Raw genomic sequence first — 25,566 nt, forward strand, 5'->3', positions numbered from 1 at the left:
CGGCCGACGAAACGTACTCGCTCGTCCATTACCGAACACTCCTTCCACGGCATCAACACCTCCCGCAAAGCGAAAAGTGTTACCCATGTGTCCGGTACGTTCTGTCACCTATGTCTCAGGTCGCGCCCGCCGGCATCCGTCGTGGCGCCGTGGGCCCGGCCGGGAGCCCGGGGCCTCACGCCTTGATCTGCGCGATCATCCGCTCCAGCCGCTCCATGGCGCGCACGCCGGCCTCGATGCCGGGGGCATTGCTCGCTTCGCCGCGCAAGGCGCGCGCCGTGTCGGCCAGCAGGGCGGCATAGCCCTTGTGGTCCTCGTTGGCGGCGGCGGTGAAGTTGGGCGTCCACGACAGCGTGTCGCAGGCCGGGTCTAAGGTCGCGGCCGGATCGTCCGCCTTGAACGGCGGATCGCGGTAGAGCCGCACATCGATGATGTTGTCGATCTCCAGCCGCGCATGGTCCCCCATGATGCGGAGTTCCTCCATCGGCGTGCCGCGCGACTGCACCGTGCCCATCACCACATTGCCGATCACCCCGCCCCTGGTGGTGAAGTTGACATGCAGCAGCAGCTTGCCCGGCACCGGGCTTACTGATCGCACCAGCATGTCGCCGAAGTCCTCGCCGGCGAACCACGGGACAAGGTCCATGTAGTGCACGCAGTGATGCAGGAAGAAGCCGGTATAGTCCGGCTCGCCGACGAAATAGGTCGGCGCGGTCATGTAGCTGCCGGTGATGCCGAGCACCGTGCCGAAGCTGCCCCCGTCCAGAACGTTGCGAGCGATCCGGTTGCCGGTCGAATAGCGCTTCATGAAGCCGACGATGACGGGCTTCCCGGCCTTCTGCGAGGCCGCCGCCACTTCGCGGGCGCCGGCCGCATCGGCTGCCGGCGGCTTTTCCATGAAGACCGGCAGGCCTTTCTCCAGCGCCGCGATGGAGGCGAGCCGGTGCAGTTCCGGCCCGACGGCCATGCCGATGGCGTCGAGCCCCGGCTGGGCGATCAGGTCGCGGTAGTCGCTGTGCAGCGCGGCGACGCCGTAGTTCGCCGCCGCCTCGCCAAGAGCGGCCGCATCGCGATCGCACAGGGCGGCGATGCGAAAGCCGTTGCGGCCGAGCTGCGGCAGCAGCATCTGCCGTGCGTGGCGGCCGCAGCCGATCCAGCCGATATTGATCATTGGTCGACCTCCGCCAGCGCCAGCGCGTTGCGGATGACGCCGAGGCCCGCCATCAGCTTGTCGCTCTCGTCCTCGCGCGGCGCGCGCCAATGGGCGATGGGCAGCGCCACGCGGTCGTCGTTGCGGCGGAAGGGCTCCAGCGAGATCGGCCCCCTGTAGCCGACCTGATGCAGCGCCCGCATCACCGCCGGCCAGTCGATATGGCCGGTGCCGGGATGGCCGCGATGGTTCTCGTTGGCCTGGAAATGGACGATGCGGCTGCCGGCGGCGCGGATCGCGTCCGGGATCGAGCGGTCCTCCATGTTCATGTGGAACGTGTCGAGCATCAGGGCGAGGCCGGCATCGCCGACGGCGTCGACGACCTCGATCGCCTGCCGGGTGGTGGAGATCACGTCGGTCTCGAAGCGGTTCAGCGCTTCCAGCGCCAGTACCTTGCCGGCGGAGCGGGCAACGGCGGCGGCTTGCTTCAGCCCCTCGATGGTGCGTTCGGCACGCGCGGCGATGTCGGCATCGCTGCGCGGCACCGGCGGGCGTCCGGCAAAGACCATCGGCTCGCCATAGAGCGGGCCGCCGATCATCCGGGCGCCGAGCCCGTCCGCCACCTCGACGCAGCGCTTGAGGTAGTCGAGCCCGCCCTGGCGGTTCGCCGGATCGTCGGAGGCAATGGAGCGGGTCGGCGAGACGCGCGCAGCGAGCACCAGGAAGAGGCCGGCATCCTCTGCGGCGCGGCGTGTTTCGGCAAAGTCGAGCCCGTCCTCGGGCTCGGGCACCAGCAACTCCACGAAGTCGAAGCCGAGCTTCGCCGCCCTTGCGAAATGATGCAGGTCGGCGCCGGTGAAGGGGCGGGCGAACTGCATGGAGATGATGCCGATCGGGTTCTTCAAGAGGAGGGTCCTTTCGAGGCTCAGCCCTTCACCGCGCCCTGGGTGAGGCCGGAGATGAGGCGTTTTTGGACGAGCAGGAAGAGAACGGTCGCGGGCATGGCGCCGATGATGCCGCCGGCGGTGAGCAGGCCCCACTGCACCTCGTACTCGCCGATCAGCGTCTGGACGGCGACGGTGATGGTGCGCACGTTGCGGCCGCCGAGGGTCAGCGCGTAGAGGTATTCGTTCCAGGCCGTGATGAAGATATAGATGCCGGTCGCGACGATGCCCGGCGCGCAGAGCGGCAGGATCACCCGGCGCAGGGCGCCGAGACGGGTGCAGCCGTCGGTCATCGCCGCCTCGTCGAGCGAGCGGGGAATGCCGTTCATGTAGCTGACCATCATCCAGACCGAGAAGGGGATGGCGATGGTCGAGTTGGCGATGATCAGCGCCGCATGGGTGTCGAGCAGGCCGAGCACGCGCATCAGCACGAAGAGCGGCAGGATCAGCAGCACCAGCGGAAACATGTTGATCAGCAGGAACTGCATCATCAACAGGCGTTTGGCCTTGAACTCGAAGCGCGAGAACGCGTAGGCGGCGGTGATCGACAGCGACAGGCCGACGACCACCGTGCCGCCCGCCACGATCAGGCTGTCGAGCAGGTTGCGGCCGAAGCCGACGGTGCGGAACAGGCGGGCATAGTTTTCGAAGGTCGCGCCGAGGATCGACGGACCCTCCACGAAAAGCCTGGCCTCCGGCGTCACCGAGGTGAGGAGCATCCAGGCATAAGGTCCGAGCGTGAAGGCGAGGATCGCCAGCATCGGCAGGTCGACGGTCAGGATCCGCCGCCACAGCGGGGGCTTGCGCAGTCTCATCGGCTCACCGCCTTTCCGGTGCGGCGCAGGTAGATCAGCACGACCCCCATCAGCAGCAGGGTGAACAGGACGGCGAGCGCCGAGCCGTAGCCGAAGTCGAGATTGGTGCGCGATTTGACGAAGGCGTAGAGCGGCAGCGTGTAGGTGCTGTAGCCCGGTCCGCCGCCGGTCATCACGAAGATGACGTCGAAGGAATTGGCGACCCAGATCATCCGCAGCAGCACCGCCGTCACCAGGACGCCGGAAATGCCGGGCAGCGTGATGTGCCAGAACTGGCGCCAGGCGCTGGCGCCGTCGATGGCCGCCGCCTCGTAATAGCTGCGCGGGATCGATTGCAGGCCGGCGAGGATCATCACCGCGAAGAACGGAAAACCCTGCCAGGTCAGCGTCAGGATGATGGCGCCGAGCGCGGTGTCCGGCCGGGCGAGCCAGGGCATCGCCTGCTCGATCAGGCCGAGGCGCAGCAGGAAATCATTCATCAATCCGTAATTGCTGTCGTAGATCCACACCCACATCAGGGCGATGACGACGGAGGGAAGCGCCCAGGGAATGATGATCAGCGCGCGGGCGAGCGGGCGCCAGGGGAAGTCCTGGTTGAGCAGCAGGGCGGTGGCAAGGCCGAGCAGCAACTGGGCGGGAACCGTGATGCCGATCCAGATCGCGGTGTGGCGCAGCGAGATCCAGAACACCTCGTCGGCCAGCGCCTTGCGGTAGTTGTCGAGGCCGAGGAACTCGAAGCGGTGCGGCCGGAACAGCACATAGTCGTGCAGGCTCATCCAGGCCGTCTGCAGCATGGGAAAGAAGACGATGGCGAGCGTCACCAGCACCGCCGGCGACAGCATGGCGTAGGGGAGCACGCGCCGGCCGAGCGGGCGCCCGGTCGGCCCGGCATCGGGAACGGTTGTATCGGTCATGGTCTGGCCGTCGGCTGGATCAGCGGACGGTCGGGCGAAAACGCCCGGCCGTCCCGTGGCTGATCGATTCCAGGGTGCGGGAGACCCGGGAAGGCTGCGCGCGGCAGGCCTCCCCGGCGGCGATGGGGCCGGTTCCGGCTAGTTTGCGTAGAGTTCGGCGATCTTTTCGTTCATCTCTTTCGCCGAGATCTCGCCGGTCAGGGCGCGCTGCATGTTGACCGGCCAGACGGTGTTCACGAAGTCCGAGGTCTGCGAGACATTCGGCAGCAGGTGAGCGTGAGGGAGCGAGTCCACCGTCGCCTTGACGAAGCGGCGCGGGTGCAGAGACCAGCGTTCCGCATCGGAGCGGACCACCGGAAGCTGGCCCGTTGCCTCGTTGAACCGGGCATTGTTGACCGGCGAGGACAGGAACGAGATCCACTTCCAGGCCGCCTCCTTGTCGGAGGCCGACGACAGGATGGCGGTGCTCTCGTCGCCGAAGGCGGTCCAGCGGCCGCCGCCGCATTCGGGCACCGGCGCGGCCGACACCTTGTCGCCAAGCACCTCGACAAGGCCGTTGGCCGAGCCGATGTGATGGATGGTCATCGCCGTCTTGCCGGCCTTGAAGGCGCCGAGGATTTCCTGGAAGCCGTCATTGGGCGCGGAGGGCGGGAAGACGCCGTCCTCGCGGAACAGGTCGACCACGTATTGGCTGCCGGCAATCCCCGCCTCCGAGGTCAGCCCCTGCTGGAGGTCGACCCCCTCGCGGCCGAGCACGAAGCTCGCCCAGTGGTCATGGCCGCCCTTGCCGCCGCGAAATCCGAAGCCGTAGACATCGGGCCGGCCGTCGCCATTGGTGTCGCGGGTCAAGGCCTTGGCGACACTGCGGAATTCGTCGCAGGTGGCGGGCACCTGGAGGCCGAGCTCGTCCAGCATGTCCTGGCGATAGTAGAGATAGAGCACCACGTACTGGACCGGCAGGTAATAGGTGTTGCCGTCGGCGGCACGGGTCAGGTCGAGAAGATTGTCCTCAAGGCGATCCTTGCCGTCCCAGGCGTCGATCTGCCCGCCGATCGGCTCCAGCGCGCCCATTTCGACGAGGCGCGGCTGCGCGAACATCTTCACCATCGCCGCGTCGGGCGCGTTGCCGCCGACGATCGCGGTGTAGAGATTGTCGTAATAGCTGTTCCAGGGAATGTTCTCGGCCTGGACCTTGATGCCCGGATTCTGGGCCTCGAACTCGGCGACAAGGGCGTCCATCGGGTTGTCGGCATTGTCGAAGTGATACCAGAAGCGGACGGTGCTGTCGGCATGGGCAAGGCTGGCCATCAGCGTCAGCGCGCTGGCGGCGACAGCGAGTTTCCTCAGTATTTTCATCTTGTTGGTTCCTCCCTGGATGATGGGCCGCTCCTCAGGCGGCCCGTTTTCTGAAGACGGTGCCGGCCTGTTCGAAGGCGCCGCGCGCCTCCGGCAGGGCCGAGCCCATCTGCATGAAACCATGGACGACGCCCCCGATGAGATCGAAAGGGTCGTCGCGGCCGAGCGCCCGCAAGCGCGCGACCAGCAATTCGGTGTCGCTGCACAGGGGGTCGATCCCGGCGGCGTTGAGATAGAGCGGCGGCAGGGCGGCGAGCGCCGCGTCGCTGGCCGCCAGCGGCGACACCGTCGGCCGGCCGCGCAGATCGCGCGCCGCATACCAGTTCCAGTAGCGCTGCATCTTCGCCCGGGTGAGACCCGGCCCGTCCGCGTAGGCCTCGTAGGAGGGCGTGGCGAAGTCGGCGCCATAGACGCCATAGAACAGCAGCGCCTGGGCCGGCAGCGCGCCGCCGTCCTCGAGCAGCCGCAGCATGGCGGCGAGCGCCAGATTGGCGCCGGCGCTGTCGCCGGCGATCGACCAGCGAAAGCCGGGATCGCGCGCGGTCCAGGCCGCCAGCACATCCTCAAGTCCTTGAGGGTACGGGTGTTCTGGGGCCAGGCGATACTCGACCGTCAGCACGCGGGCGCCGGTCGCATCGGCAAGGCGCCGGGCGGCGGCCTCGTGGGTCGCGGCGGAACAGAAGGCCCAGCCGCCGCCATGGACATGCAGGATCGCGTCGCGCCCCGTGTCGCCTTTCGGCACGACGAGGCGGGCGGGCAGGCCGGCCTGCATCAGGTTGCGGCTTTCGGCGACCGGCGGCAGGTCCTCGTTCCAGCGGATGTTGGTGAGCGCGGCGAGCGAGCGCCCGGCCTGCGGCTCCAGCGTGGTCGGGTCGGCAAGACCCTGATCTTCCCGCGCGAGGCGGTCGAGCAGGGCACGCATCGCCGGGCTGGGCTGGCGGGCGGTCATCCGCAGGGTCTCCCGGTGAGGTCCGGGCCGAAGTCGACGATGGTCGAGATGTGGTGCGCAAGCACCGCGCGCAGATGGTCGATATTGCCGGCGCGCAAGGCCTCGACGATGGGGACATGCCGCTCGGCGGTCTCTTCAAGCGCCCGGTTCGGCTGCGAATTCATGATCTTGTAGCGGTGATTGTGGATCAGGCAGCGGGTCAGGATCGGCACCACCAGCGGCAGGTCGGCGGCGGCGAAGAGGGCGGTGTGAAACGCCCGGTCATGAACCGAAAGGCGGTATTCGTCGCCGTCGCGGGCGGCGTTGCGCATGGCGTCGAGCTCGTCGCGAAGCTGGCCGACAAGGCCGCGTCCGGCATTGCCGAGCACCCGTTCGAGATAGCCGCATTCGACCTCGCGGCGGATGTTGATGAGGGCGCGGGCGTCCTCCGTGCGGCAGGGGGCGACCAGCGTGCCGCGATGCGGCAGGCGCTTGACCAGGCCCTCCTCGGAGAGCTGCATCAGGGCCTCGCGCACGGTGCTCTGGCTGCACTGGAAGCGCTGGGCCAGTTCCATCTCGGTCAGGGCGGAGTCCGGCGGCAGGTCGCCGAGCACGATTTCCCGCTGCAGCGCCACGAAGACGGCATGGCTGCGCCGGCTCGACTGGCGGGGGACAAGATCCATCACGGACGCGGTCGAGAAACTCTCAACGGCCATCGAACATCGGCTCCTTCCTGCGGCCGGACCCCCGCCGGCCCAGCTTTTCCGCGCTTTTTTGCCCCGCTGCCGCCGTCCGCCGGCCCGAGATTGCCGGGGTGGCCGGAACGTCGGCCGCGGGACCCGGCGGAGATATCCGCTCTCCCGACCGGGCTTGCGCTTCATTATCGATATCGATAACATCCAAATTATCGATAATGCAAGCCCCGGAACGAGGGCGGCGAACAGGGAGAGCGCCATGGCCGAAATCCGGCTGGAAGGGATCGTCAAGAATTACGGCTCGGTGCGGGCGATCCATGGCGTCGATCTCGATGTGCGCGATGGCGAGTTTGTCGCCTTTGTCGGGCCGTCGGGATGCGGCAAGTCGACCATGCTGCGGATGATCGCCGGGCTGGAAGAGATCTCCGGCGGCGTGCTGAAGATCGGCGAGCGGGTCGTCAACAATGTCGAACCGCGCGACCGGGACGTCGCCATGGTGTTCCAGGACTATGCGCTGTACCCGCATATGAGCGTTGCCGAAAACATCGGATTCGGCTTGAAAATGAGAGGCTTGAAGGCTGCCGAGATCGCGCCGAAGGTGCGCGAGGCGGCGCGTATCCTGCAGATCGAGCCCTATCTCGACCGCAAGCCGGGCCAGCTTTCCGGCGGCCAGCGCCAGCGCGTCGCGATGGGCCGGGCCATCGTCCGCAAGCCGGCGGTGTTCCTGTTCGACGAGCCGCTGTCCAACCTCGACGCCAAGCTGCGCGTCGAAATGCGCACGCAGATCAAGCGCTTGCATGCGATGCTGAAGACCACGACGGTCTATGTCACCCATGACCAGACCGAGGCGATGACGCTGGCCGACCGGGTGGTGGTGCTGCGCGGGGGTAACATCGTGCAGCAGGGCCACCCGATCGAGCTCTACAGCCGGCCGAACTGTCGCTTCGTCGGCGAGTTCATCGGCTCGCCGCAGATGAACATCTTCAGCGGAAACCTCGACAGATCAGGGGCTTCGCCGGTGCTGAGGGTGGGAGATGCGGCGCTCAGGCTGGGCGAGGTGGCAGCGCCCGACGGGGCGCGGATCGACGTGGGGATCCGTCCTGAGCACCTGTCGTTTGCCGGGGACAGGGACGGCGCCATCGCGCCGGTGGTTGAGGTGTTCGAACCGCTCGGCTCCGACACGATGGCGATCTGCCGGTTCGGCGATCAGGAGCTGACGGCGCGGCTGGCGCCGACCGTGGCGCTGTGCCGCAACGAGAGGATAAGCCTCGATTACGATCTTGCGGACCTGCATTATTTCGAGCGCGACAGCGGCGCGAGGCTCGAGGTGAATTGATGGTTTTATGTTTTAAATCAATGATTTATGTGTAGATCTGAAATTGAGACGGATTTTGCGAAAATCCGTCTCGAAATCGCGTTTTTTTGATTTTTGCGTCTCAAGCCGCGTCAGCCCCGGATACGGGCCGGCGGGCCGTCCCCGCGCCGCGCTCCGGCGTGTCCGGCGCGGGGATAACCTTGGTGAGGGTGAGGCGGCGGCCTCGCGCTGCCTCCCCGGGGATTTCTTCCGCGTAGCTGCTTCGCTGTTCGTCCCTCCCGTCGCGCCAACCTCTCTTTGCGTCATTCCGGCCAAGGCGAAGCCGCGAGCCGGAACCGGAGAGGCACGGTGCGTGTGGCGTCGTTCGGGGAGCGCGGCCGACAGGCCCTCGGCTCGCCGATCCCGGCTCGGCGCTGCGCGCCGTCCGGGAGGACGAACTGAGAGCGTGGTGCGTGCCGGGCGACGGGTGCGCGAGAGCGGGCGCCGTCCGGGAGGACGCGGGAGGGGTGGGTGTGCCCTCGTAGCCGCTCTGGGAGCCAATGGGCACCGGGTCGCGCTGCGCTTGCCCGGTGTGACGGCTGAGGGTGGGGCGGCGGCCGGTATCCCCGCTGTTCCCTCCTTTGCGCCAACCTCTCTTTGCGTCATTCCGGCCAAGGCGAAGCCGCGAGCCGGAACCGGAGAGGCACGGTGCGTGTGGCGTCGTTCGGGGAGCGCGGCCGACAGGCCCTCGGCTCGCCGATCCCGGCTCGGCGCTGCGCGCCGTCCGGGAAGACGCCGAGAGGGTGGTGCGTGCAGGGCGACGGGTGGGGCGGCGGCCGAGGGTGGGGCAGCGGCCGAGAGCGGGCGACGGCGGCGTGTCGCCGCCAACCGCCGTCACTTGGACTTGCTTCGCAACCGCCGCCCGCTGTCGTTACTCCCGTCGCGCCTGCCGCCTTACGCGGCCGCGCCGAAGGTCTCGCGCTCGCTCGAGATGCCGTCCAGGAACTCACGGTCGAGGCGCACGCCGATGCCGGGGCCTTGCGGTACCGGCATCATGCCGTCCTCGGTCTCCAGCCATTCCACCGTCAGGTCCTTGCGGAAGTAGCGCCGCGCGCTCGACGTGTCGCCGGGCTTGCGGAAGTTCGGCAGGGTCGACATGTGGATGTTGTGGGCACGGCCGATGCCGGACTCCAGCATGCCGCCGCACCACACCGGAACGCTCCAGGCCTCGGCAATGTCATGGATGCGGCGGGCTTCCAGATGGCCGCCGACGCGGCCGACCTTGATATTGACGACGCGGGCGGCATCGCTCGCCAGCGCCTTGCGGGCATCGGCGGCCGAACGGATGCTCTCGTCGAGGCAAACGGGCGTCGCGATGCGCGACTGCAGCACGGCGTGGTCGTGAATGTCGTCATAGGCGAGCGGCTGCTCGATATATTCCAGGTCGAAGGCGTCGAGCGCCTTGAGGGTGCGCAGGTCGGCGAGCGAGTAGGCGGTGTTGGCATCGACGCTGATCCTCGCGTCCGGCAGGGCGGCGCGCACGCGGGCGACGAGATCGAGGTCGTGGCCCGGCTCGATCTTCAGCTTGATGCGCTTGTAGCCGGCCGCGTGATGGCGCTTGGCCGCCTGGACGGTCGCCTCGATGTCCTCGATACCGAGCGAGACGCCGACGGCGACCCTGTCGCCGCTGCCGCCGAGCAGGGTCTTGAGCGGCAGGCCGAGCGCCTTGGCCCACAGGTCCCAGAACGCCATCTCGACGGTGGCCTTGGCCATCCAGTGGCCGCGCCAGGGGGCCAGCACCTTTTCCAACTGCTGCGGGTTCTCGAAGCTTTTGCCGACGACGTTGGGCAGGATCGCCTCGCGCAGGAAGTAGGTGGTGGCGGAGATGGTGTCGTCGAGATAGTCGGGCAGCGGGTCCATCACGCCTTCGGCATAGCCTTCCAGCTCGCCGGACTTCAGCACCAGCAGCGGAAACACCTTCTCGTGCATGGTGCCGGTGGAGGTGGTGAAGGGCGAGATCAGCGGCAGGCGGACGATGTGCAGCTCGGCGCTGTCGATGCAAAGGGGCAGGTGCCGGGTGGCGATGGGGCGTGTCATTTTATTGACCTTTTGGGGAGTGGGAAGCCGGCCGGACAAGGGTGGGGCCGGCTTCGGGAAAGGCAGACGAGTTCAGGGGTTCGGGCTGGCGGCCGGGACGGTGAGCGCGGAGGCGAGCAGGCGGCGGGTGTAGTCGTGCTGAGGCGAGGCGAAGAGGGTTTCGGCCTCGGCGACCTCGACGAGGCGGCCGGACTGCATGACCGCGACCCGGTCGGCGATATATTCGACCACCGCAAGGTCGTGGCTGATGAAGAGATAGGTGAGGCCGAACTCGGCCCGCAGCTCCATCAACAGGTTCAGCACCTCCGCCTGGACGGAGACGTCGAGCGCCGAGGTCGGCTCGTCGCAGACGACGATCTCCGGCCGCGAGATCAGCGCCCTGGCGATGGCGACGCGCTGGCGCTGGCCGCCGGACATCTGGCTCGGATAGGCCTCCAGCATGCGCTCGGGCATGCGCAGGATGTCGAGCAGCTCGCGCACCCGGCGCAGCCGCTCGGCCGCCGCGACGCCGCCGGCGATGACCAGCGGCGCCTCGATGATCTGGTGCACGGTCTTGCGCGGGTTGAGCGAGGAATAGGGGTCCTGGAACACCGGCTGGACGCGGGCGGCGAAGGCGCGGCGGCGGATCGAGGCGACCGGCGCGCCGTCAAGAAATACCTCGCCGGAGGTCGGCGCCTCGAGCCCGAGCAGGATGCGCGACAGGGTGCTCTTGCCGGAACCGGATTCGCCGACCAGCGCCAGCACCTCGCCGCGATGCAATTGCAGGCTGACGCCGTCCAGCGCCTTGAGGTCGCGCGGGGTGCCGAAGACGCCGCCACCGAGGCGATAGGTGCGGCGCACGTCGCGCAGCTCCATGACGATGTCGCTCATGGCTTTCTCGCTCATGACTTGGTCGCTCATGAGGAGGCCTCCGGCGTGTCGTCGCTCCAGCGGATGGCGCCGAGCGTGTCGCGGCCCCAGCGCATGCCCCGGCGCGGCACGGAGGAGAGCAGCGCCCGCGTGTAGGGGTGTTTGGGCGCGCCAAGCAATTCGCCGACCGGGCCGCTGTCGACGGTGCGCCCGCCATACATGACCTGCACGCGGCCGGCGATGCGGGCGACGACGCCGATGTCGTGGCTGATGAAGATCATGGCGAGGCCGCGTTCCTGCTGCAGGGAGGCGAGCAGGTCGAGGATCTGCGCCTGGACGGTGACGTCGAGCGCGGTGGTCGGCTCGTCGGCGATGATCAGGTCCGGGTCGCAGAGCAGCGCCATGGCGATCATCACGCGCTGGCGCAGGCCGCCGGAAAGCTGGTGCGGGTAGACGCCGAGCCGCTCGCGCGGATGCGGGATGCCGACCCGGTCGAGCAGGTCGAGGGCGCGCTCGCGCGCCTCGCGCTTGCCGCCGCCGCGATGGCGGGTCCAGGTCTCGGTCATCTGCCGGCCGATGGTCAGCACCGGATTGAGCGCGGTCATCGGCTCCTGGAAGATCATCGCCATGCGGTCGCCGCGGATGTCGGCCATCCGCCGCTCGCTGGTGGCGAGAAGATCGGTGTCGCCAAGGCGCATCTCGTCGGCCTTGACGGAGATGCGGCCGGGCAGCAGCCGCATGATCGCCATCGAGGTGACCGACTTGCCGCAGCCGCTCTCGCCGACGATGCCGAGCGTCTCGCCGGCGCCGACCTTGATATCGACGCCGCGCACCGCCTGCAGCGGCTCGCCATGGGTCGGAATGGTGACCCTGAGGTTGCGGACGGAAAGGACGCTCATGCCCGGCTCTCCGGGGTCAGCACGTCGCGCAAGCCGTCGCCGATCAGGTTGATGCCGAGCACCAGGATGGCGATGGCGGCGCCGGGAATGGCGATCAGGCGGGCGTCGAAGAAGACGAGGCCCTTGCCTTCCGAGACCATCAGGCCCCAGGAGGGGGTGGGCGGCTGGACGCCGAGGCCGAGGAAGGAGAGCGCCGATTCCAAGAGGATGGCGTGGGCGACCTCCAGCGAGCCGATGACGACGAGCGGGCCGATGAGGTTCGGCAGCAGCTCGACGATCAGAATGCGCGGGGTGGAGGCGCCCATGGCGCGGGCGGCGGTGACGAATTCCTGGTTGCGCAACTGCTGGGTCGCCGAGCGCACGACGACGGCGAAGCGGTCCCACAGCAAGAGGCTGAGCACGGTGACGACGATCCACAGGTCGCCGCCGAACAGCGAGACGACGGCGAGCGACACCAGCACCACCGGCAGCGCCAGGCGCACGGAGATGATGAAGGTGACGATGCTGTCGACGCGGCCGCCGAAATAGCCGGCGAGCAGGCCGAGCGTCGTGCCGATCAGCCCGGAGCCGATGGCGGCGGTGATGCCGATCAGCAGCGAGATGCGGGCGCCGAAGAGGATGCGCGAGAGATAGTCGCGCCCCAGGGCGTCGGTGCCGAAGATATGCTCCCAGCTTCCCTTGTCCGACCAGACCGGCGGCAGCAGCCGCCGCGACAGGTCCTGGGCATACGGGTCGTGCGGAGCCAGCAGCGGCGCGAAAAGGGCGATCAGCACGACCGCCAGGACGATGGCGCCGCCGATCAGCAGGCCGCGATGGGCCCGCGCCCGCTTCAGCATGATGCGGCGCGGCGAGGGGTGGGGGAGCTTGGCCGTTGCCGGCAGGGATTGGGCGGTCATGGGGTCAGCTCACGCGGATGCGGGGGTCGAGCCAGGCGTTGATCACATCCGCGAGGAAGGTCAGCCAGACATAGATCATGGCGTAGACGAGAATGATCGCCTGAATGGTCGGGAAGTCGTTGCGGGCGATGCTCTCCCAGGCCAGCAGGCCGATGCCGCGAATGCCGAAGACGCTTTCCACCACGACCGAGCCGCCGAGGATGAAGCCGAACTCGACGGCGGCGACGCTGATCACCGGCAGGATGGCGTTGCGGATGGCATGGCCGAACAGGACCTGGCGCGGCAGCAGGCCCTTGGCGCGGGCGGTGCGCACATAGTCGGACGACAGCGCGTCGATCATGCCGGCGCGGCACAGGCGCAGCATGGAGGGCGCGGCGTAGTAGCCGAGCACCAGGGCGGGCAGCACGAAATGGGCGAGCGTCTGCGAGCCGGAGACCGGCAGCACTTGGAGCTTGACCGCGAACAGCCAGATCAGCATCAGGCCGAGCCAGAAGCTGGGCGTCGCCTGGCCGATGGTGCCGAAGGTGAGGGCGGCACGGTCCGGCAGGCGGTTCTGGCGGATGGCGGCGATGATGCCGAGCGGGATCGCCAGCACGATGGCGACGCCGATGGCCAGCACGCCGAGCGTCGCGGTGGCCGGAAAACGCTCGGCCAGCAGGGTGACCACCGGCTTGCTGAAATAGATGCTGTCGCCGAAGTCGCCCCGGACGGCGCGGCCGACCCATTCGGCATATTGCACCGGGATCGGGCGGTCGAGGCCGTAGCGGGCGCGGATGACGACGAGATCGTCCTCCGTCGCGCCCTCGCCGGCGATGGCGATGGCGGGGTCGCCCGAGACGAACATCAGGCCGAAGCTGATGCCCGAGACGACGAGGGCGACGAGCGCGGCGATCGCCAGGCGTTTCAGGGTGAAGCGGATCATGCCAGGCCTTTGCGGAACAGGGACCGGAGTGACGCCATGCGGGGCAGCCTAAATGGGACAGCCTAAAGGGGCCGGCCGAACGGGAGCGGCCCACCATAGCAGTCAACCGGGGGATCACCGCCGGCAGCGCCGCCGAGCCTCCTCATGCGCGCGAAATGGACCGGTGCCGCATCCGGGCGCGGCACCGGTCCTGCCGTTACTTCCAGCTCGTGGCGTAGAAGCGGGGCAGTTCGTCAGCCGACGGGGTGAAGTCGAGCTGCGCGTTGTAGCTGTAGTTCTTGGTGTAGCTGAACAGCGGCAGCCAATAGGCCTCGTCGGCGATCAGTTGCAGGGCCTCGGCATAGCTGGCGAGGCGCACGTCCGGATCGCTGGCGAGATCGGCGCGGCGGATGGCCTCCTGCAGCGCCGGGTCCTTGGCCGGATCGTCCGGGCCGCCGCCGAAGAAGTAGCTGGTGATGGCCGACACGTCCGGGATCGAGGACGAGCCCCAGCTCATGTTGGCGACCGGCACCTTGCCCTCGCGGATCAGGTCGCGGGCGGCGGAATATTGCAGCCAGCGCAGGTTGGCCTTGATGCCGACCTTGGCGAGATCGCCCATGATCGCCTCGGTGACCTCGCGGTCGCGATAGCCGTAGAGGTCGACGGAGAAGCCGTCGGCCTTGCCGGCCTCGGCGAGCAGGGCCTTGGCCTTTTCCGGATCGTGGTCATAGGCGGTGACGTCGCTGGTGCAGCCGAACTGCACCGGATGGCAGGCGGCATTGACCACCTGGCTGTTCTCGCCCATCAGGTGGCGGGCGATGTTGGCGCGGTCGATGGCATGGCCGACGGCCTTGCGCACGCGCGCATCGGTGAAGACGTCGGTGCCGCTGGTGCCCTTCAGGTCGAAGGTCAGGTAGCTGATGCGCATGGTCGGCGCGTTGACCGAGGTGAGGTGCGGCGCCTGGGCGAGGTTCTCGGCCTGGTCGTTGCTGATGCCCCAGACCCAGTCGATGCCGCCGGTCATCAGCTCGGCGATCTGCGTCGCGCCGTCGGCGATGGTGCGGTAGGTCAGCGTGCCGATCTGCGGCTTGCCCTTGGGGCCGTCGAAATAGGCCTCGTTCGCCTGCATGACGACGGTGTCGCCATTGCCGAAGCTGGTGACCTTGTAGGGGCCGGTGCCGACCGGCGGCACGGCGGCGAAGCGCTTGTTGCCGTCGCTGCCGGTCTCGGCCTTGTCGAAATGCCCGTCCGGCAGGATCGGCAGGACCAGCGCCAGATAGGAGAGGGCGGCCGGGAACGGCTCGTTCAGGTGGATGCGGACGGTGCGCTCGCCGACCTGCTCGGTCGACTTGATCCACTTGATGTCGCCGTAGTTGAGAACGCCGTTCTTCTCGTCGGTGACGAAGTTCAGCGTGTAGACCACGTCCTTCGGGCCGAAGCTGCTGCCGTCATGGAAGGTGACGCCCTCGCGCAGGTCGAATTCCAGCGTCAGCGGGTCGATCTGGCGCCATTCGTCGGCCAGCAGCGGCTTGAACTCCTGCGCCTGCTGATCCCAGAAGACCAGGCCGTCATAGACATGCTGGGCGACGACGACCGCCTCGCGCGAGGTGTCGAAATAGGTGTCGGCGGCGGTCAGCTCCTTCTGGGCGGACCAGACCAAGCTGTTGTCGGCCGGGCCGGCGAGCGCCGGGGCGAGGGGCGCGCCGAGCGCAAGCGCGGCGGCGAGCGCGGTGCCGAGCTTGAGGGACTTCAGCGATGCGGAAAGGGACGTGCTGCGGGACATGCTTCGGGACATTCGAGACCTCCTGGGCGCTGGATCGCCCTTGATCGATGTCAGGCGCGATAGGCGCCGGCTGTGATCGATATTTTGTGTTTTTTATCGAATAGTGATTATCGACATTGATATTTAAATGTGACAACATGGGGCTTGTCAAGCGGCGCTCTATCGTGCGGCTTAGGGAAAAGATGTCCCGCGCCGCCGCTTCGGCGGCGCGGGACAGATCAAGGCATTCACGGTGCAGCGGTTTTCGCCCTAGAGCGGGGGCGGACGTTCGGGGGAGTTTCGGGGGAGAGGATGGCAGGATGAGCGGACAGACCAGGCCGCCGGTGCTGGCGAGCACGCTGGAACGGGGCATGCGCGTGCTGGCGCTGTTTCGCGACCACCACGCGGCGCTGAGCCTGACCGAGATCGCCGAGGCGGCCGGGCTGGAAAAGAGCGCGGCGCAGCGGCTGACCTACACGCTGCACGCGCTCGGCTATCTCGACCGCGACGACAAGACCCGCCGCTACCGGCCGGGCCTGAGGATGCTGGATCTTGCCTATGCGTTCCTGATCCACGACCGGCTGCTGGAGCGCGCCCTGCCGCGGATGATCGAGGTCAGCCGGATGCTGCGCACCACCATCAATCTCGGCGTGCTGGACGGGCACGAGGTGGTCTACAAGGCGCGAATCCCCCACACCAGCCTTGCCTATGACGCCACGCTGATCGGCGTGCGCCAGCCGGCGGCGGTGACGGCGATCGGCCAGGTGATCGCCGCCTTCTCGCCGCCCGAAGTGCTGGAGCGGATGCTGGAGCCGGGCCTGCCGGAGCCGGTGACGCCCTTCACCTGCCAGGACCCTGGAATCGTGCGGGCGCGCGTCGCGCAGGCGCAGCGCGACGGCTATGTCATCACCAACCAGCAGATCATGCTGCAGGAAATCGTCATCGCCGCGCCGGTGATCGGCGCCAACCGCCAGGCGGTCGCGGCGATCAGCATGCCGGTCTATATCCCCGAATGGAGCGAGGAGCGGGTCAAGCGCGAACTCGTCCCGGCGATTACCGATGCGTCGCGGACGATTTCCTCCGTCGTCGCCTTGGCGTGACGGCGGCTTAGCCGAACAGGCCGAGCGTGACGGCGGCGAGCACCGCATAGCGGCCGGTCTTGGCAATCGCCACCAGCACCAGGACGGTGACGAATCGCTCGCGCATCACGCCGGCGGCAAGCGTCAGCGGATCGCCGATCACCGGCATCCAGGACAGCAGCAGCGACCACTTGCCCCAGCGGCTGTACCAGCCTTGCGCGCGGGTAAGCGCCGCCTCGCTGACCGGGAACCAGCGGCGGTGGCGGAAGCGCTCGATGCCGCGCCCCAGCGCCCAGTTGACTAGCCCGCCGAGCGTGTTGCCGAGGCTGGCGACGACAAGCAGCAGCAGCACGGGACGGCCGCTCAGCAACAGGCCGACCAGCACCGCCTCCGACTGCATCGGCAGCAGCGTCGCCGCACTGAGGGCGGAGAGAAACAGCCCACCATAGACCCCGATCTCGACCATCATGAGGCCTCGACCATCAGACGGCGGCGATCAGCACGCCGCCGAGCCCGGCGACCAGCACCGCCACCCAGGGCGGTGCCTTCCAGGCGGTGAGCAGCACGAAACAGGCAAGCGCCAGGGTGAACTGCGCCGGCGTCGTCACCGCGCTGGTGAAGACCGGGTCGTAGAGCGCAGCGCCGAGAATGCCGACGACGGCGGCATTGGCCCCGGCCATCGCCGCGCGCGCGCCCGTGCGGGCGCGGAACGCCTGCCAGAACGGCAGCACGCCGACCAGCAGCAGCAGGCCGGGCAGGAACACGGCGATGAGCGCCAGCGCCGCGCCGGCAATGCCGTTCGGCGGCACGGCGAGCACCGCGCCGAGATAGGCGGCGAAGGTGAAGAGCGGGCCGGGCACGGCCTGTGCCGCGCCATAGCCGGCGAGAAAGCTCTGCGCGTCGACCCAGCCGCCGCGCACGACCTCGGCCTCCAGCAGCGGCAGCACCACATGGCCGCCGCCGAAGACCAGCGCGCCGGCGCGGTAGAAGGCGTCGAGGACGGTAAGCGCCTGCGACGGCACCAGGTGAACGGCGAGCGGCAGGCCGACCAGCAGCAGGGCGAAGAGCGCGAGGCAGACAAGGCCGGCTCTGCGCGAGACGGGTGCGCGGGCGGCGACGGCGGGCCCTTGGCCGGGGGCGGCGCCGGGAAGCCTCAGCATCAGCCCGGCGAGGGCGGCAAGGGCGATGGCGCCGACCTGCGCCAGCGGGCCGGCGACCAGCAGCACGAGGGCGGCGGCGGCGAGCGCCAGCGTCGCCCGCTCCCGGTCGGGGCACAGCGCCCTTGCCATGCCGAGCACCGCATGGGCGACGATGGCGACGGCGACCAGCTTCAGCCCCGCGGCGAGGCCCTGGCCGAGCGGGCCGGAAAACAGCGAGGCCCCGAGCGCGAAGGTGACGAGCAGCAGCGCCGACGGCAGGGTGAAGGCGGCCCAGGCGGCAAGGGCGCCGAGCGGGCCGGCGCGCATCAGCCCGAGCGCGAAACCGACCTGGCTGGAGGCCGGGCCGGGCAGGAACTGGCACAGGGCGACGAGATCGGCATAGGCGGCCTCGTCCAGCCACTTGCGCCGCAGCACCAGCTCCTGCCGGAAATAGCCGAGATGGGCGATCGGGCCGCCAAAGGAGGTGAGGCCGAGCTTCAGGAAGGCGCGGAACACCTCGCCGGTGCTGCCCTGCGGCGGCATTGCGGGGGTCTCGGTCTGGGGGGCGCCGGTCTGTGGGGCGCCCGTTTGGGGGGTGTCGGTCTGGGGGGCGCCGGTTTGTGGGGTGTCGGTCTGGGGGCCGTCGTTCCCGCTCATGGGCGCGCTCGTCGTCACGTCGGTCTCTCCTGCCTCTTTTCCGGACGGGGCCGTATAGCCGCGCGGTGTTGCGGGCGCGTGACGGCACCCGCCGCCCACACGGGCGCAGGATGGCGGCACGGCGGCGATCGGCAAAGGAAAATGTCGGGAGAGGGATGGGAAGGCAAGCGGTGGAGTGGTACGCCCAACGGGACTCGAACCCGTGTTTCCGCCGTGAAAGGGCGGCGTCCTAGACCGCTAGACGATGGGCGCCCGGTCCGTCGATGTGCGCGGGTTATAAGCAGCTTTGCCCCGGCGGGCAAGGGGGTAGGTGTCGCATCGTCCACAGGCTGGTGAGGAGGGGGAGGGCGGCGCGGGGAATTCGGTGCCGATCTTCGCGCTCTTGCCCGGCCGGGATGCGCCGCGCCACCGGGAAGGGCGGTCGAGTCCGTCCGCAATGGGGCGATTTCGTTCCATGAATAGATCCGATTAAGGCTTTGCGAGCCGTTTATGGAACATATCTGGCCTTTCGACGGGATTTCGTGGTAGGGTGGTCCATAAACGGAGCGGCAAGCCGCTATCGGCTCTTTTTACGGAACAACGAGACGCGGATGAGCAAGCCGGCGACACGCAGCTACTCGCGCTACGGGCAGGAGGCCGCCGAGCTGCTCGGCCATATGATCCGCAGTGCCCGGATCGAACGGGAGATGACGATCACGGAAGTGGCCGAGCGGGCCGGGATCTCGCGCGGCCTCGTCCACCGGATCGAGAGTGGCGACATGGGCTGCTCCATCGGCGCGGCCTTCGAAGTGGCGGCGATCGTCGGCGTGCCGTTGTTCGAGGCCGGGCCGACCACGCTCACCCGTCACCTCGGCCTAGTTCGCGACAAGCTGACCCTGCTTCCCAAGGCGGTGCGCCAGAGCCGGAAGGCGGTGAAAGATGACTTCTAGGCCGCGCCAGGACGAAGCCTATGTGTGGATCTGGCTGCCGGGGGCTTCCCCATGGGCATCGCCGTTGAGGCGGCCGAGAACGGGATGACCAGCGTCGCGGTGCGGCTGGATGGGGGCGACGGTGGTGGCTTAGCGAGTGACTTCAAGTTCTTGCTCTGTTCTAAATTGTAGATACACTGTCGAAATGGCGAGGAAACCAAAACGCATTGTAGAAGCGGCGATTGTCGAGCGAATCGGTGCCATCACTGCGCACGATCTGCTCGCGATGCCCGGCGATAGCTGGGGAATGATCCGCGACCAGATCACGGACAGGCGCCATAGCAAAGATGGTCTTGTTGCGCGCTGCATGGCTTGCGAAGGTGAGGTTTACATTCGCGCGCCCAAGGTTCGGGGCTCCAGCAGCCCGCACTTTGCGCATTACCCGGGGGGCGCCTCCGATTGCCCATGGTATCATGGACGCAACATAGCCCCCGACGATGCCCGCGCTGCTCAATACAGGGGGCGGCAGGAGTCGGATTTTCATCGCTTGATGTGCCAACAAGTCGCCGAGCTAGTTGCGCTGGACGAGCGATATATCCGGCACACGGTCGCTGAATATCTTCCGCCAACCGAGAATAGGCACGGCCGCTTCCCTGATGTCTATGTAGAATGGGAAAGCTTCGGCTCGTTCGCCGTCGAATTTCAGATGTCGGGCACGTTCCAGACGGAGATTTCGGCTCGATGCAAGCACTATGAGCGCGAGGGCATTCCATTGCTATGGATCCTGTTCGGCATCGACACGGCGCGCATGGTGCCGCAGAGCTTTCGAGACGTCATCCGTCGCCACAGAGGAAACGCCTTCGTACTTGATCCAGCAGCGCTCATCGCTTCGCGAGAGCAGAAAACCTTGGTCCTGTCGTGTTACCTGGCCGACGGTGACCGATTCGATGGACCGAGGCTCGTTCGCTTTGACCAATTGACCATACCGCGCTCGAAGGTGCCCTATCACGAGGACCGGATCGTCACTCCGCGCCTCTGCGACATCCACCAACGCCGCCTACCGTGGTTTCAAACGCTGGCCAAGTGGGATCGCGACAAGCCCCTCATGGGCCTTGAGAGGGCCCAAGGTCTGCTTGTCGCAGCGGCCTTCTCCATCGTTGCGACCGCTAACGGGAAGAAATGCAATTACGCGAGCGCCCACCCAAACGTTCGGGCGATGCTCAACACGTTTCTGAACACGGGCACATTTGCTCGCTACGCGAACCTATTGACGCAGTTGATCGGAAACACTGCAAGCTGCGACCTGCTCAGAACGACGGTGGGCGAGCATCTGCAGCGCCATCGCAATAGCATGCAGGCGGATGAGGAGTCGGCGGAATGGCAGCAGCTACGCCGCTTGCTCCCCGAGGCGCTCGATCCGGTATTGCGTGCAGAACTTATCTATCTCGATGCCTTGCCCGACTGGGCTCGGCCTGCCGGAGCTTAGGAGATAATGGAAACAAGATTTTGATTTAATGCAACTATTTTGACTTAAAGTGCAGGGCTCGAACCCGCGCTTTTGACGCCATAAGCCCGGCGCAGCAGGTCCTGCCGAGTTTGCGGCCGCTTTGCGCGCGCAAGGGAGAGGCGCCTCGCGCCCCTCCCGGATTTCGGCCGCTTACCAGCTTCCGGTGTTGCCCATGGAGGCCCAGGGCTCCTGCGGTTCCTGCGCGCCGCCCTTTTGCAGCAGCTCGATGGAGATGTTGTCCGGCGAGCGGACGAAGGCCATGCGGCCGTCGCGCGGCGGGCGGTTGATGGTGACGCCGGCGGCCTGGAGCCTGGCGCAGGTCTCGTAGATGTCGTCGACCTCATAGGCGAGATGGCCGAAATTGCGCCCGCCCTGATAGTCTTCCGGGTCCCAGTTGTAGGTCAGCTCCAGCGCCGGCGCCTGGCCGGCGCGCACCGCCTCCACGTCTTCAGAGGCGGCGAGGAAGATCAGCGTGAAGCGGCCGGCCTCGCTCTCGTGGCGGCGGACCTCCTGCATGCCGAGCTTGTTGCAGTAGAAGTCCAGCGACTGGTCGATGTCGCGGACGCGGACCATGGTGTGCAGGTAACGCATGACTGCCTCTTCGTTTCGGTGTCTGGTGTCTGGGGTGGACCCCACGCAGCGCGGCGCGGCGGGGGGCGCGGCGGGGGGGCGCGGCTGGGGCCGGCGTCGCGCAAGAGAATATGGTCTTGCGCGGCGACTTCAATGGAGGCCCGCGATCTTTCCGAGGCGACGTCCCGCGCAAGGCTTGCGAATCGGCGTGAGCCGGACAAACTGTTGCTCAAGGGTATCCATCGCATTTTTTCGCAAAATGCACTGGTTCCGGGGCCGTGGGATGCTATCCTTGGCCTTGCGGAATCGGGGGTTTTCCGGTTGTGCGCTCACGGATCCAGCTTACGGCGTATCAGAGGCGGGACTATGAAGGACTTGGGGGCAAAGCCGGTTGTGGCCTCGCGGGACGCGGGATCGGAGGAGTCCGGGGTCGACCTGACGGTCGTCGCCGGCTCGATCAAATGGTTCGACGTGGCCAAGGGCTACGGGTTCATCGTCCCCGACGACGGACAGCCGGACATTCTCCTGCATGTCACCTGCCTGCGACGCGACGGTTTCCGCACCGCCTATGAGGGCGCGCGCATCGTCTGCGAGGTGACGCCGGGCAGCCGCGGGCTGCAGGCCTTCCGCGTGCTGTCGATGGACGAGTCCACCGCCGTTCACCCGTCCCAACTGCCGCCCTCGCGCACCCATGTGCAGGTGACGCCGGAAGGCGGCTACGAGCCGGCGGTCGTCAAGTGGTTCAACCGGGTCAAGGGCTTCGGCTTCCTGACCCAGGGCGAGGGCACGGAAGACATTTTCGTGCACATGGAGACGCTGCGCCGCTTCGGCATCACCGAATTGCGGCCCGGACAGACCGTGCTGGTGCGCTTCGGGCAAGGGCCGAAGGGCCGCATGGCCGCCGAGATCCGCCCCGACGGCGAGGGCGTCCACATTCCCTCCTCGCATTGAGGCCGGCCTTGCGGCACACCCCTTCGAGCCTCGCTGATCCGAGCCCTACTCATAATACGAGTTTGGGGGCGAGCTTGGGAGCGGGCAGGGCCGGCACCGGCGCGGGGCTCGCACAGGCACTGTCGTTTCGGACGATCCAAGGCTGGGCGGCGGCGCGCCGATTGTTTTCGCTCGATTTTTTGCCGGCTCGCCTGTTCCTTAGCCGGCTTGTTCCGGCGCTGCTGCTGGTTGTGCTGGTATCGCTGCCGGGCACTGCCCGCGACGGCGAGCTGACGCTGCGGCGCGAGGCGCTGAGCGTCACCACCGCCGCCGGCACCATCCACCGCTTCGAGGTGGAGATCGCCGACACGCCGGCCGCCCGCTCGCGCGGGCTGATGTACCGGGAGGCTCTTGCCGCCGACGCCGGCATGCTGTTCGACTTCAAGAGCGACGGCCAGGTCGCCTTCTGGATGAAGAACACCCTGATCCCGCTCGACATGCTGTTCATCGAGCGCGGCGGCCGCATCGCCGGCATCGCCGAGAACACGGTGCCGCTGTCGGAGGCCCTGGTGCCCTCCGGTGCCGTGGTCCGCTTCGTGCTGGAAGTGCCGGGCGGCACCAGCGCGGCGCTCGGCATCGGCATCGGCGACCGGGTCGACAGTCCGACGATCCAGGATGCGGCACCCCGCTGAAATCCTGTCAAGCCCTTATTTGCGGCGTCATTCCCCCGTTATTGCATCGTTATTTCGCCCTATCAGCCCCCGGCAAGGGGGGGTTGATTAGGGTTTTTTCCGCGTAAGCTGCGAATCACCGGAACGAATCACCCTAGGATTTGTCCGTACCATCCCGGCAGGGACGGCGCCGGTGGCCTGCCGCGAAGCGGGGGCGCCGAGGCGGCGCGGCCGATTGCCGGTGGTGGTTCCGGTCTGGTGTTCCGGTCTGGTGGCGCCCGATTGGGGCGGTCGGATCGGGTGGGCCGCCGAACGGAGTTCATGGCGGCAGGTCGCCTCGTTATGGAGCGAAGCGCGCCGGCCGTTTGCAGATGTCGTCCGCGGTAGCCCTTTGGGCGCGCCGGGAAGACCGTGTCGAGGACGGGGAAGGGCTGCGAGCATGGTGTCGGCCACTGTCGGAAACTGCAAGACGGACTCGAGCGAGAAGACGAACTCGAGCGAGGCCGGCATCCCGCGATCCCCGGGCGCGCCCGGCGCTCGTTCGCTCACCGCTCGTCCCCTGACGCCGGCCGCCGCCGGGAGTTTCAAGGTTTTGCCGGCTGCCGCCGGCGCTTTTTTGCATATGCCGGCTGCCGCCGGAGCTTTTTTGCTTATGCCGGCTGCCGCCGGCGGGTGGGGAGGGCGGTGATGGCAACCCTGGACCACCGCCCCGACATCGACCTGCTGATGGAGGGCATCCGCGCCGCGGTGGAGAACATGCCGCGCGCGACGATCGTGCTCGACGAGAGCGGACGGGTGTGGCTGGCCAACCGGCAGGCGCTGCGCCAGTTCGACGGGCTGGAGGCCAGGGGCGTCTTCGCCCTGTCGACCCTGCCGCCGGAGGAACTGCTGGAGCGGGTGGGCCGGGCGTTCCGTTCCACCACCTCCGCCTTTATCGGGCTGCCCGGCGAGGACGGCGCCAGCCTGACCTTCTCCGGCTGGCGGCTCGGCGTGCCGGGGGCGGATGGCGAGCCGCTCGCCATCCTGCAATACGACCAGACCAAGTCGCTGGCGGCGCGCTTCCTGGCGGTGTCGCAGGAGGCGGCGGCGCATCGCGAGCGGCTGGCCGACAGCCTGCAGCAGCAGCACCGGCTGCGCGAGGAGGCGCAGCGCCTGCGGCAGCTTTCGGCGACCGACCGGATGACCGGGCTGCTCAACCCGGTCGAGTTTCGCCTGCAGGCCGGGCGGATGATCGCCCGGATCGGCCTGGACACCGCCTGCGCCAGCTTCGCCTATCTCGATCTCGACAATTTCAAGCAGGTCAACGACCGTTTCGGCCATCTTGCCGGCGACATGGTGATCCGCTCCATCGCCCGCATCCTCAAGCGGGCGGTGCGGGCCGGCGACATCGTCGGGCGCATGGGCGGCGACGAGTTCATGATCGGCTTCGCCGATGCGGAGGCAAGCGACATCACCGACCGGATGGACGAGATCATCGACCGGATCCGCCAGCCGATGCACTGGAACCCGCCGGACGGCAGCCCCGCCTGCCTGCTGGTCACCTCGGCCTCCGCCGGCCTGTTCACCGTGCGCCAGACCGACATGTCGTTCGAGAGCGTGCTGCGCAACGCGGAATCCGGCATGTATGGCGTGAAACGCGAGCGCCGGCGCGCCGGCGGCCATGCCTGAACCCAAGCTGCCTGAACTCAAGCATTCCTGAGCCCAAGCATTCCTGAACCCAAGGCGGGCGAGAGCAGACGCGCCGTGCGCCCTGTTCGCGCGATGCTTCAGGAAACGGCCGCAAGCGGCCGGATTTTCTGGCGAAAGGACCGGATAAGGGGCGGGAAAACGGGCTTGGGGAGGGATGATCAGGGAAAGGGGCAGGGAAATGGTCGGGGCAGCAGGATTCGAACCTGCGACCCTCTGCTCCCAAAGCAGATGCGCTACCAGGCTGCGCTATACCCCGACGTCCTGAATTTCTGCGGTGTATCGGGGATGCGCCGGGGCGTCAAGGCTGAAGGGCGGGCGGGCGCCGCCGCGCGGCGCAGGCGGGGAAAGCCGGCGAACGCCGGGGGCGCGCACTGGGGGCGAACGCTGGAGGCGCACACCGGGGGCGAACGCTGGGGGCCGAAAGCGGGGGAGGCGTTTTGGCGAGTTGACTTCCTCGGCCGAACCAAGGAATAACCGACGGGAAAGGCGGAGCGCTGAGCGCGCCGCGGGACATCTTGAGGGGCATCGCACGATGGTCGCACGCATCTATTCCCCGGCGAAGACGGCAACGCAGTCGGGGCGCGGCAAGACCCATGACTGGGTGCTGGAGTTCGAGCCGGAGCAGGCGCGCACGATCGAGCCGCTGATGGGCTACACCTCCTCCACCGACATGAAGCAGCAGCTCCGCCTGCGCTTCGAGACGCAGGAGGAGGCGGAAGCCTACGCCCGCAAGAACGGCATCGCCTACCGGGTGGAACTGCCGCGCGAGCGGCGGGTGCCGAAGATCGCCTATTCGGACAATTTCCGTTACGACCGCTATATGCCCTGGACGCATTGACGCGGGCCGGCGGGCATCGCGGTCCGGAAGGGTCTGCCGGCGGCAGGACCCGCCAAGGGGGCACCAGGGACGGTGCGC

24 protein-coding genes and 2 tRNA genes are annotated in these 25,566 nt (G+C 67.8%); 8 read left to right on the top strand and 18 right to left on the bottom strand.

What is annotated here, in order from left to right; genetic code table 11:
- Positions 1–175 precede the first annotated feature (175 nt).
- The 7 genes from TSB10GB4_RS06100 to TSB10GB4_RS06130 form a co-directional block, all read right to left on the bottom strand.
- Positions 176–1,171 carry a Gfo/Idh/MocA family protein gene (locus TSB10GB4_RS06100; RefSeq protein ID WP_186394996.1) on the bottom strand — a complete coding sequence of 332 codons (996 nt, stop codon included), beginning with the start codon at positions 1,169–1,171 and terminating at the stop codon, positions 176–178.
- Positions 1,168–2,055, bottom strand: a complete 888-nt coding sequence (locus TSB10GB4_RS06105; protein WP_186394997.1) for a sugar phosphate isomerase/epimerase — start codon at positions 2,053–2,055, stop codon at positions 1,168–1,170. Before TSB10GB4_RS06105 ends, TSB10GB4_RS06100 begins: the two co-directional genes overlap by 4 nt.
- A gap of 20 nt (positions 2,056–2,075) precedes the next feature.
- Entirely contained in the window at positions 2,076–2,909 is an 834-nt protein-coding gene (locus tag TSB10GB4_RS06110; protein ID WP_186394998.1) for a carbohydrate ABC transporter permease, read from the bottom strand.
- Positions 2,906–3,823, bottom strand: a complete 918-nt coding sequence (locus tag TSB10GB4_RS06115; protein ID WP_186394999.1) for a carbohydrate ABC transporter permease — start codon at positions 3,821–3,823, stop codon at positions 2,906–2,908. Before TSB10GB4_RS06115 ends, TSB10GB4_RS06110 begins: the two co-directional genes overlap by 4 nt.
- A 138-nt stretch (positions 3,824–3,961) precedes the next feature.
- Positions 3,962–5,179 (bottom strand): sugar ABC transporter substrate-binding protein, encoded by a 1,218-nt coding sequence (locus TSB10GB4_RS06120; RefSeq protein ID WP_186395000.1) that lies wholly within the window; start codon positions 5,177–5,179, stop codon positions 3,962–3,964.
- Positions 5,180–5,213: 34 nt separating this feature from the next.
- Positions 5,214–6,128: an alpha/beta hydrolase fold domain-containing protein gene (locus TSB10GB4_RS06125; protein ID WP_186395001.1), complete on the bottom strand. Its 915-nt coding sequence runs from the start codon at positions 6,126–6,128 to the stop codon at positions 5,214–5,216.
- Positions 6,125–6,823 (bottom strand): GntR family transcriptional regulator, encoded by a 699-nt coding sequence (locus TSB10GB4_RS06130; RefSeq protein ID WP_186395002.1) that lies wholly within the window; start codon positions 6,821–6,823, stop codon positions 6,125–6,127. The genes TSB10GB4_RS06125 and TSB10GB4_RS06130 overlap by 4 nt, the downstream gene beginning before the upstream one ends.
- A gap of 238 nt (positions 6,824–7,061) precedes the next feature.
- Here TSB10GB4_RS06130 and TSB10GB4_RS06135 point away from each other — a divergent pair, with 238 nt between their 5' ends.
- The gene (locus TSB10GB4_RS06135; protein WP_186395003.1) at positions 7,062–8,138 is read left to right on the top strand and encodes an ABC transporter ATP-binding protein; all 1,077 of its coding nucleotides are present in this window, start codon (positions 7,062–7,064) and stop codon (positions 8,136–8,138) included.
- Positions 8,139–9,050: 912 nt separating this feature from the next.
- Here TSB10GB4_RS06135 and menC read toward each other — a convergent pair.
- From menC to TSB10GB4_RS06165, 6 genes are all read right to left on the bottom strand, one after another.
- A complete protein-coding gene (menC, locus tag TSB10GB4_RS06140) occupies positions 9,051–10,193 on the bottom strand; it encodes an o-succinylbenzoate synthase (RefSeq protein WP_186395004.1) in 1,143 nt (380 codons plus the stop codon).
- A gap of 72 nt (positions 10,194–10,265) precedes the next feature.
- On the bottom strand, positions 10,266–11,093 hold the full coding sequence (locus TSB10GB4_RS06145; RefSeq protein WP_244296514.1) for an ATP-binding cassette domain-containing protein: 828 nt from the start codon (positions 11,091–11,093) through the stop codon (positions 10,266–10,268).
- Positions 11,090–11,941: an ABC transporter ATP-binding protein gene (locus tag TSB10GB4_RS06150; protein ID WP_186395005.1), complete on the bottom strand. Its 852-nt coding sequence runs from the start codon at positions 11,939–11,941 to the stop codon at positions 11,090–11,092. The genes TSB10GB4_RS06145 and TSB10GB4_RS06150 overlap by 4 nt, the downstream gene beginning before the upstream one ends.
- Positions 11,938–12,837 carry an ABC transporter permease gene (locus TSB10GB4_RS06155; RefSeq protein WP_186389314.1) on the bottom strand — a complete coding sequence of 300 codons (900 nt, stop codon included), beginning with the start codon at positions 12,835–12,837 and terminating at the stop codon, positions 11,938–11,940. Before TSB10GB4_RS06155 ends, TSB10GB4_RS06150 begins: the two co-directional genes overlap by 4 nt.
- A gap of 4 nt (positions 12,838–12,841) precedes the next feature.
- Complete coding sequence (locus TSB10GB4_RS06160; RefSeq protein ID WP_186395006.1) at positions 12,842–13,759, bottom strand: ABC transporter permease; 918 nt, start codon at positions 13,757–13,759, stop codon at positions 12,842–12,844.
- 196 nt (positions 13,760–13,955) lie between these two features.
- A complete protein-coding gene (locus tag TSB10GB4_RS06165) occupies positions 13,956–15,533 on the bottom strand; it encodes an ABC transporter substrate-binding protein (protein ID WP_186395007.1) in 1,578 nt (525 codons plus the stop codon).
- A gap of 287 nt (positions 15,534–15,820) precedes the next feature.
- Here TSB10GB4_RS06165 and TSB10GB4_RS06170 point away from each other — a divergent pair, with 287 nt between their 5' ends.
- Entirely contained in the window at positions 15,821–16,600 is a 780-nt protein-coding gene (locus tag TSB10GB4_RS06170) for an IclR family transcriptional regulator (RefSeq protein WP_186395008.1), read from the top strand.
- Between the two features lie 7 nt (positions 16,601–16,607).
- Here the strand turns inward: TSB10GB4_RS06170 and TSB10GB4_RS06175 are convergent, their stop codons facing one another.
- The 3 genes from TSB10GB4_RS06175 to TSB10GB4_RS06185 form a co-directional block, all read right to left on the bottom strand.
- Positions 16,608–17,045: a YqaA family protein gene (locus TSB10GB4_RS06175; protein WP_186395034.1), complete on the bottom strand. Its 438-nt coding sequence runs from the start codon at positions 17,043–17,045 to the stop codon at positions 16,608–16,610.
- A gap of 16 nt (positions 17,046–17,061) precedes the next feature.
- Positions 17,062–18,261 (bottom strand): chromate efflux transporter, encoded by a 1,200-nt coding sequence (gene chrA / locus TSB10GB4_RS06180; protein WP_186395035.1) that lies wholly within the window; start codon positions 18,259–18,261, stop codon positions 17,062–17,064.
- Between the two features lie 290 nt (positions 18,262–18,551).
- Positions 18,552–18,627: transfer RNA gene (locus TSB10GB4_RS06185), tRNA-Glu, on the bottom strand.
- Between the two features lie 338 nt (positions 18,628–18,965).
- Here TSB10GB4_RS06185 and TSB10GB4_RS06190 point away from each other — a divergent pair.
- Both TSB10GB4_RS06190 and TSB10GB4_RS06195 read left to right on the top strand, forming a co-directional pair.
- A complete protein-coding gene (locus TSB10GB4_RS06190) occupies positions 18,966–19,304 on the top strand; it encodes a helix-turn-helix transcriptional regulator (RefSeq protein WP_186395009.1) in 339 nt (112 codons plus the stop codon).
- 184 nt (positions 19,305–19,488) lie between these two features.
- Positions 19,489–20,769: a hypothetical protein gene (locus TSB10GB4_RS06195; RefSeq protein ID WP_186395010.1), complete on the top strand. Its 1,281-nt coding sequence runs from the start codon at positions 19,489–19,491 to the stop codon at positions 20,767–20,769.
- Positions 20,770–20,940: 171 nt separating this feature from the next.
- On the opposite strand, the gene gloA is transcribed toward TSB10GB4_RS06195, so the two are convergent.
- Positions 20,941–21,381, bottom strand: coding sequence for a lactoylglutathione lyase (gene gloA, locus TSB10GB4_RS06200; RefSeq protein WP_186395011.1), 441 nt, complete (start codon positions 21,379–21,381; stop codon positions 20,941–20,943).
- Positions 21,382–21,726: 345 nt separating this feature from the next.
- Here gloA and TSB10GB4_RS06205 point away from each other — a divergent pair, with 345 nt between their 5' ends.
- The 3 genes from TSB10GB4_RS06205 (at position 21,727) to TSB10GB4_RS06215 (ending at position 24,629) form a co-directional block, all read left to right on the top strand.
- Positions 21,727–22,311: a cold-shock protein gene (locus TSB10GB4_RS06205; protein WP_186389322.1), complete on the top strand. Its 585-nt coding sequence runs from the start codon at positions 21,727–21,729 to the stop codon at positions 22,309–22,311.
- Positions 22,312–22,472: 161 nt separating this feature from the next.
- A complete protein-coding gene (locus TSB10GB4_RS06210) occupies positions 22,473–22,982 on the top strand; it encodes a DUF192 domain-containing protein (protein ID WP_244296517.1) in 510 nt (169 codons plus the stop codon).
- Positions 22,983–23,648: 666 nt separating this feature from the next.
- Positions 23,649–24,629: a diguanylate cyclase gene (locus TSB10GB4_RS06215; RefSeq protein WP_186395012.1), complete on the top strand. Its 981-nt coding sequence runs from the start codon at positions 23,649–23,651 to the stop codon at positions 24,627–24,629.
- A gap of 200 nt (positions 24,630–24,829) precedes the next feature.
- Here the strand turns inward: TSB10GB4_RS06215 and TSB10GB4_RS06220 are convergent.
- A tRNA-Pro gene (locus tag TSB10GB4_RS06220) sits at positions 24,830–24,906 on the bottom strand.
- Between the two features lie 276 nt (positions 24,907–25,182).
- Here TSB10GB4_RS06220 and TSB10GB4_RS06225 point away from each other — a divergent pair.
- Complete coding sequence (locus tag TSB10GB4_RS06225) at positions 25,183–25,488, top strand: ETC complex I subunit (protein ID WP_186389324.1); 306 nt, start codon at positions 25,183–25,185, stop codon at positions 25,486–25,488.
- The last annotated feature ends 78 nt before the right edge of the window (positions 25,489–25,566 follow it).

Origin of the sequence: Stappia sp. TSB10GB4, assembly GCF_900185745.1 — a bacterium.
GTDB lineage: Bacteria > Pseudomonadota > Alphaproteobacteria > Rhizobiales > Stappiaceae > Stappia.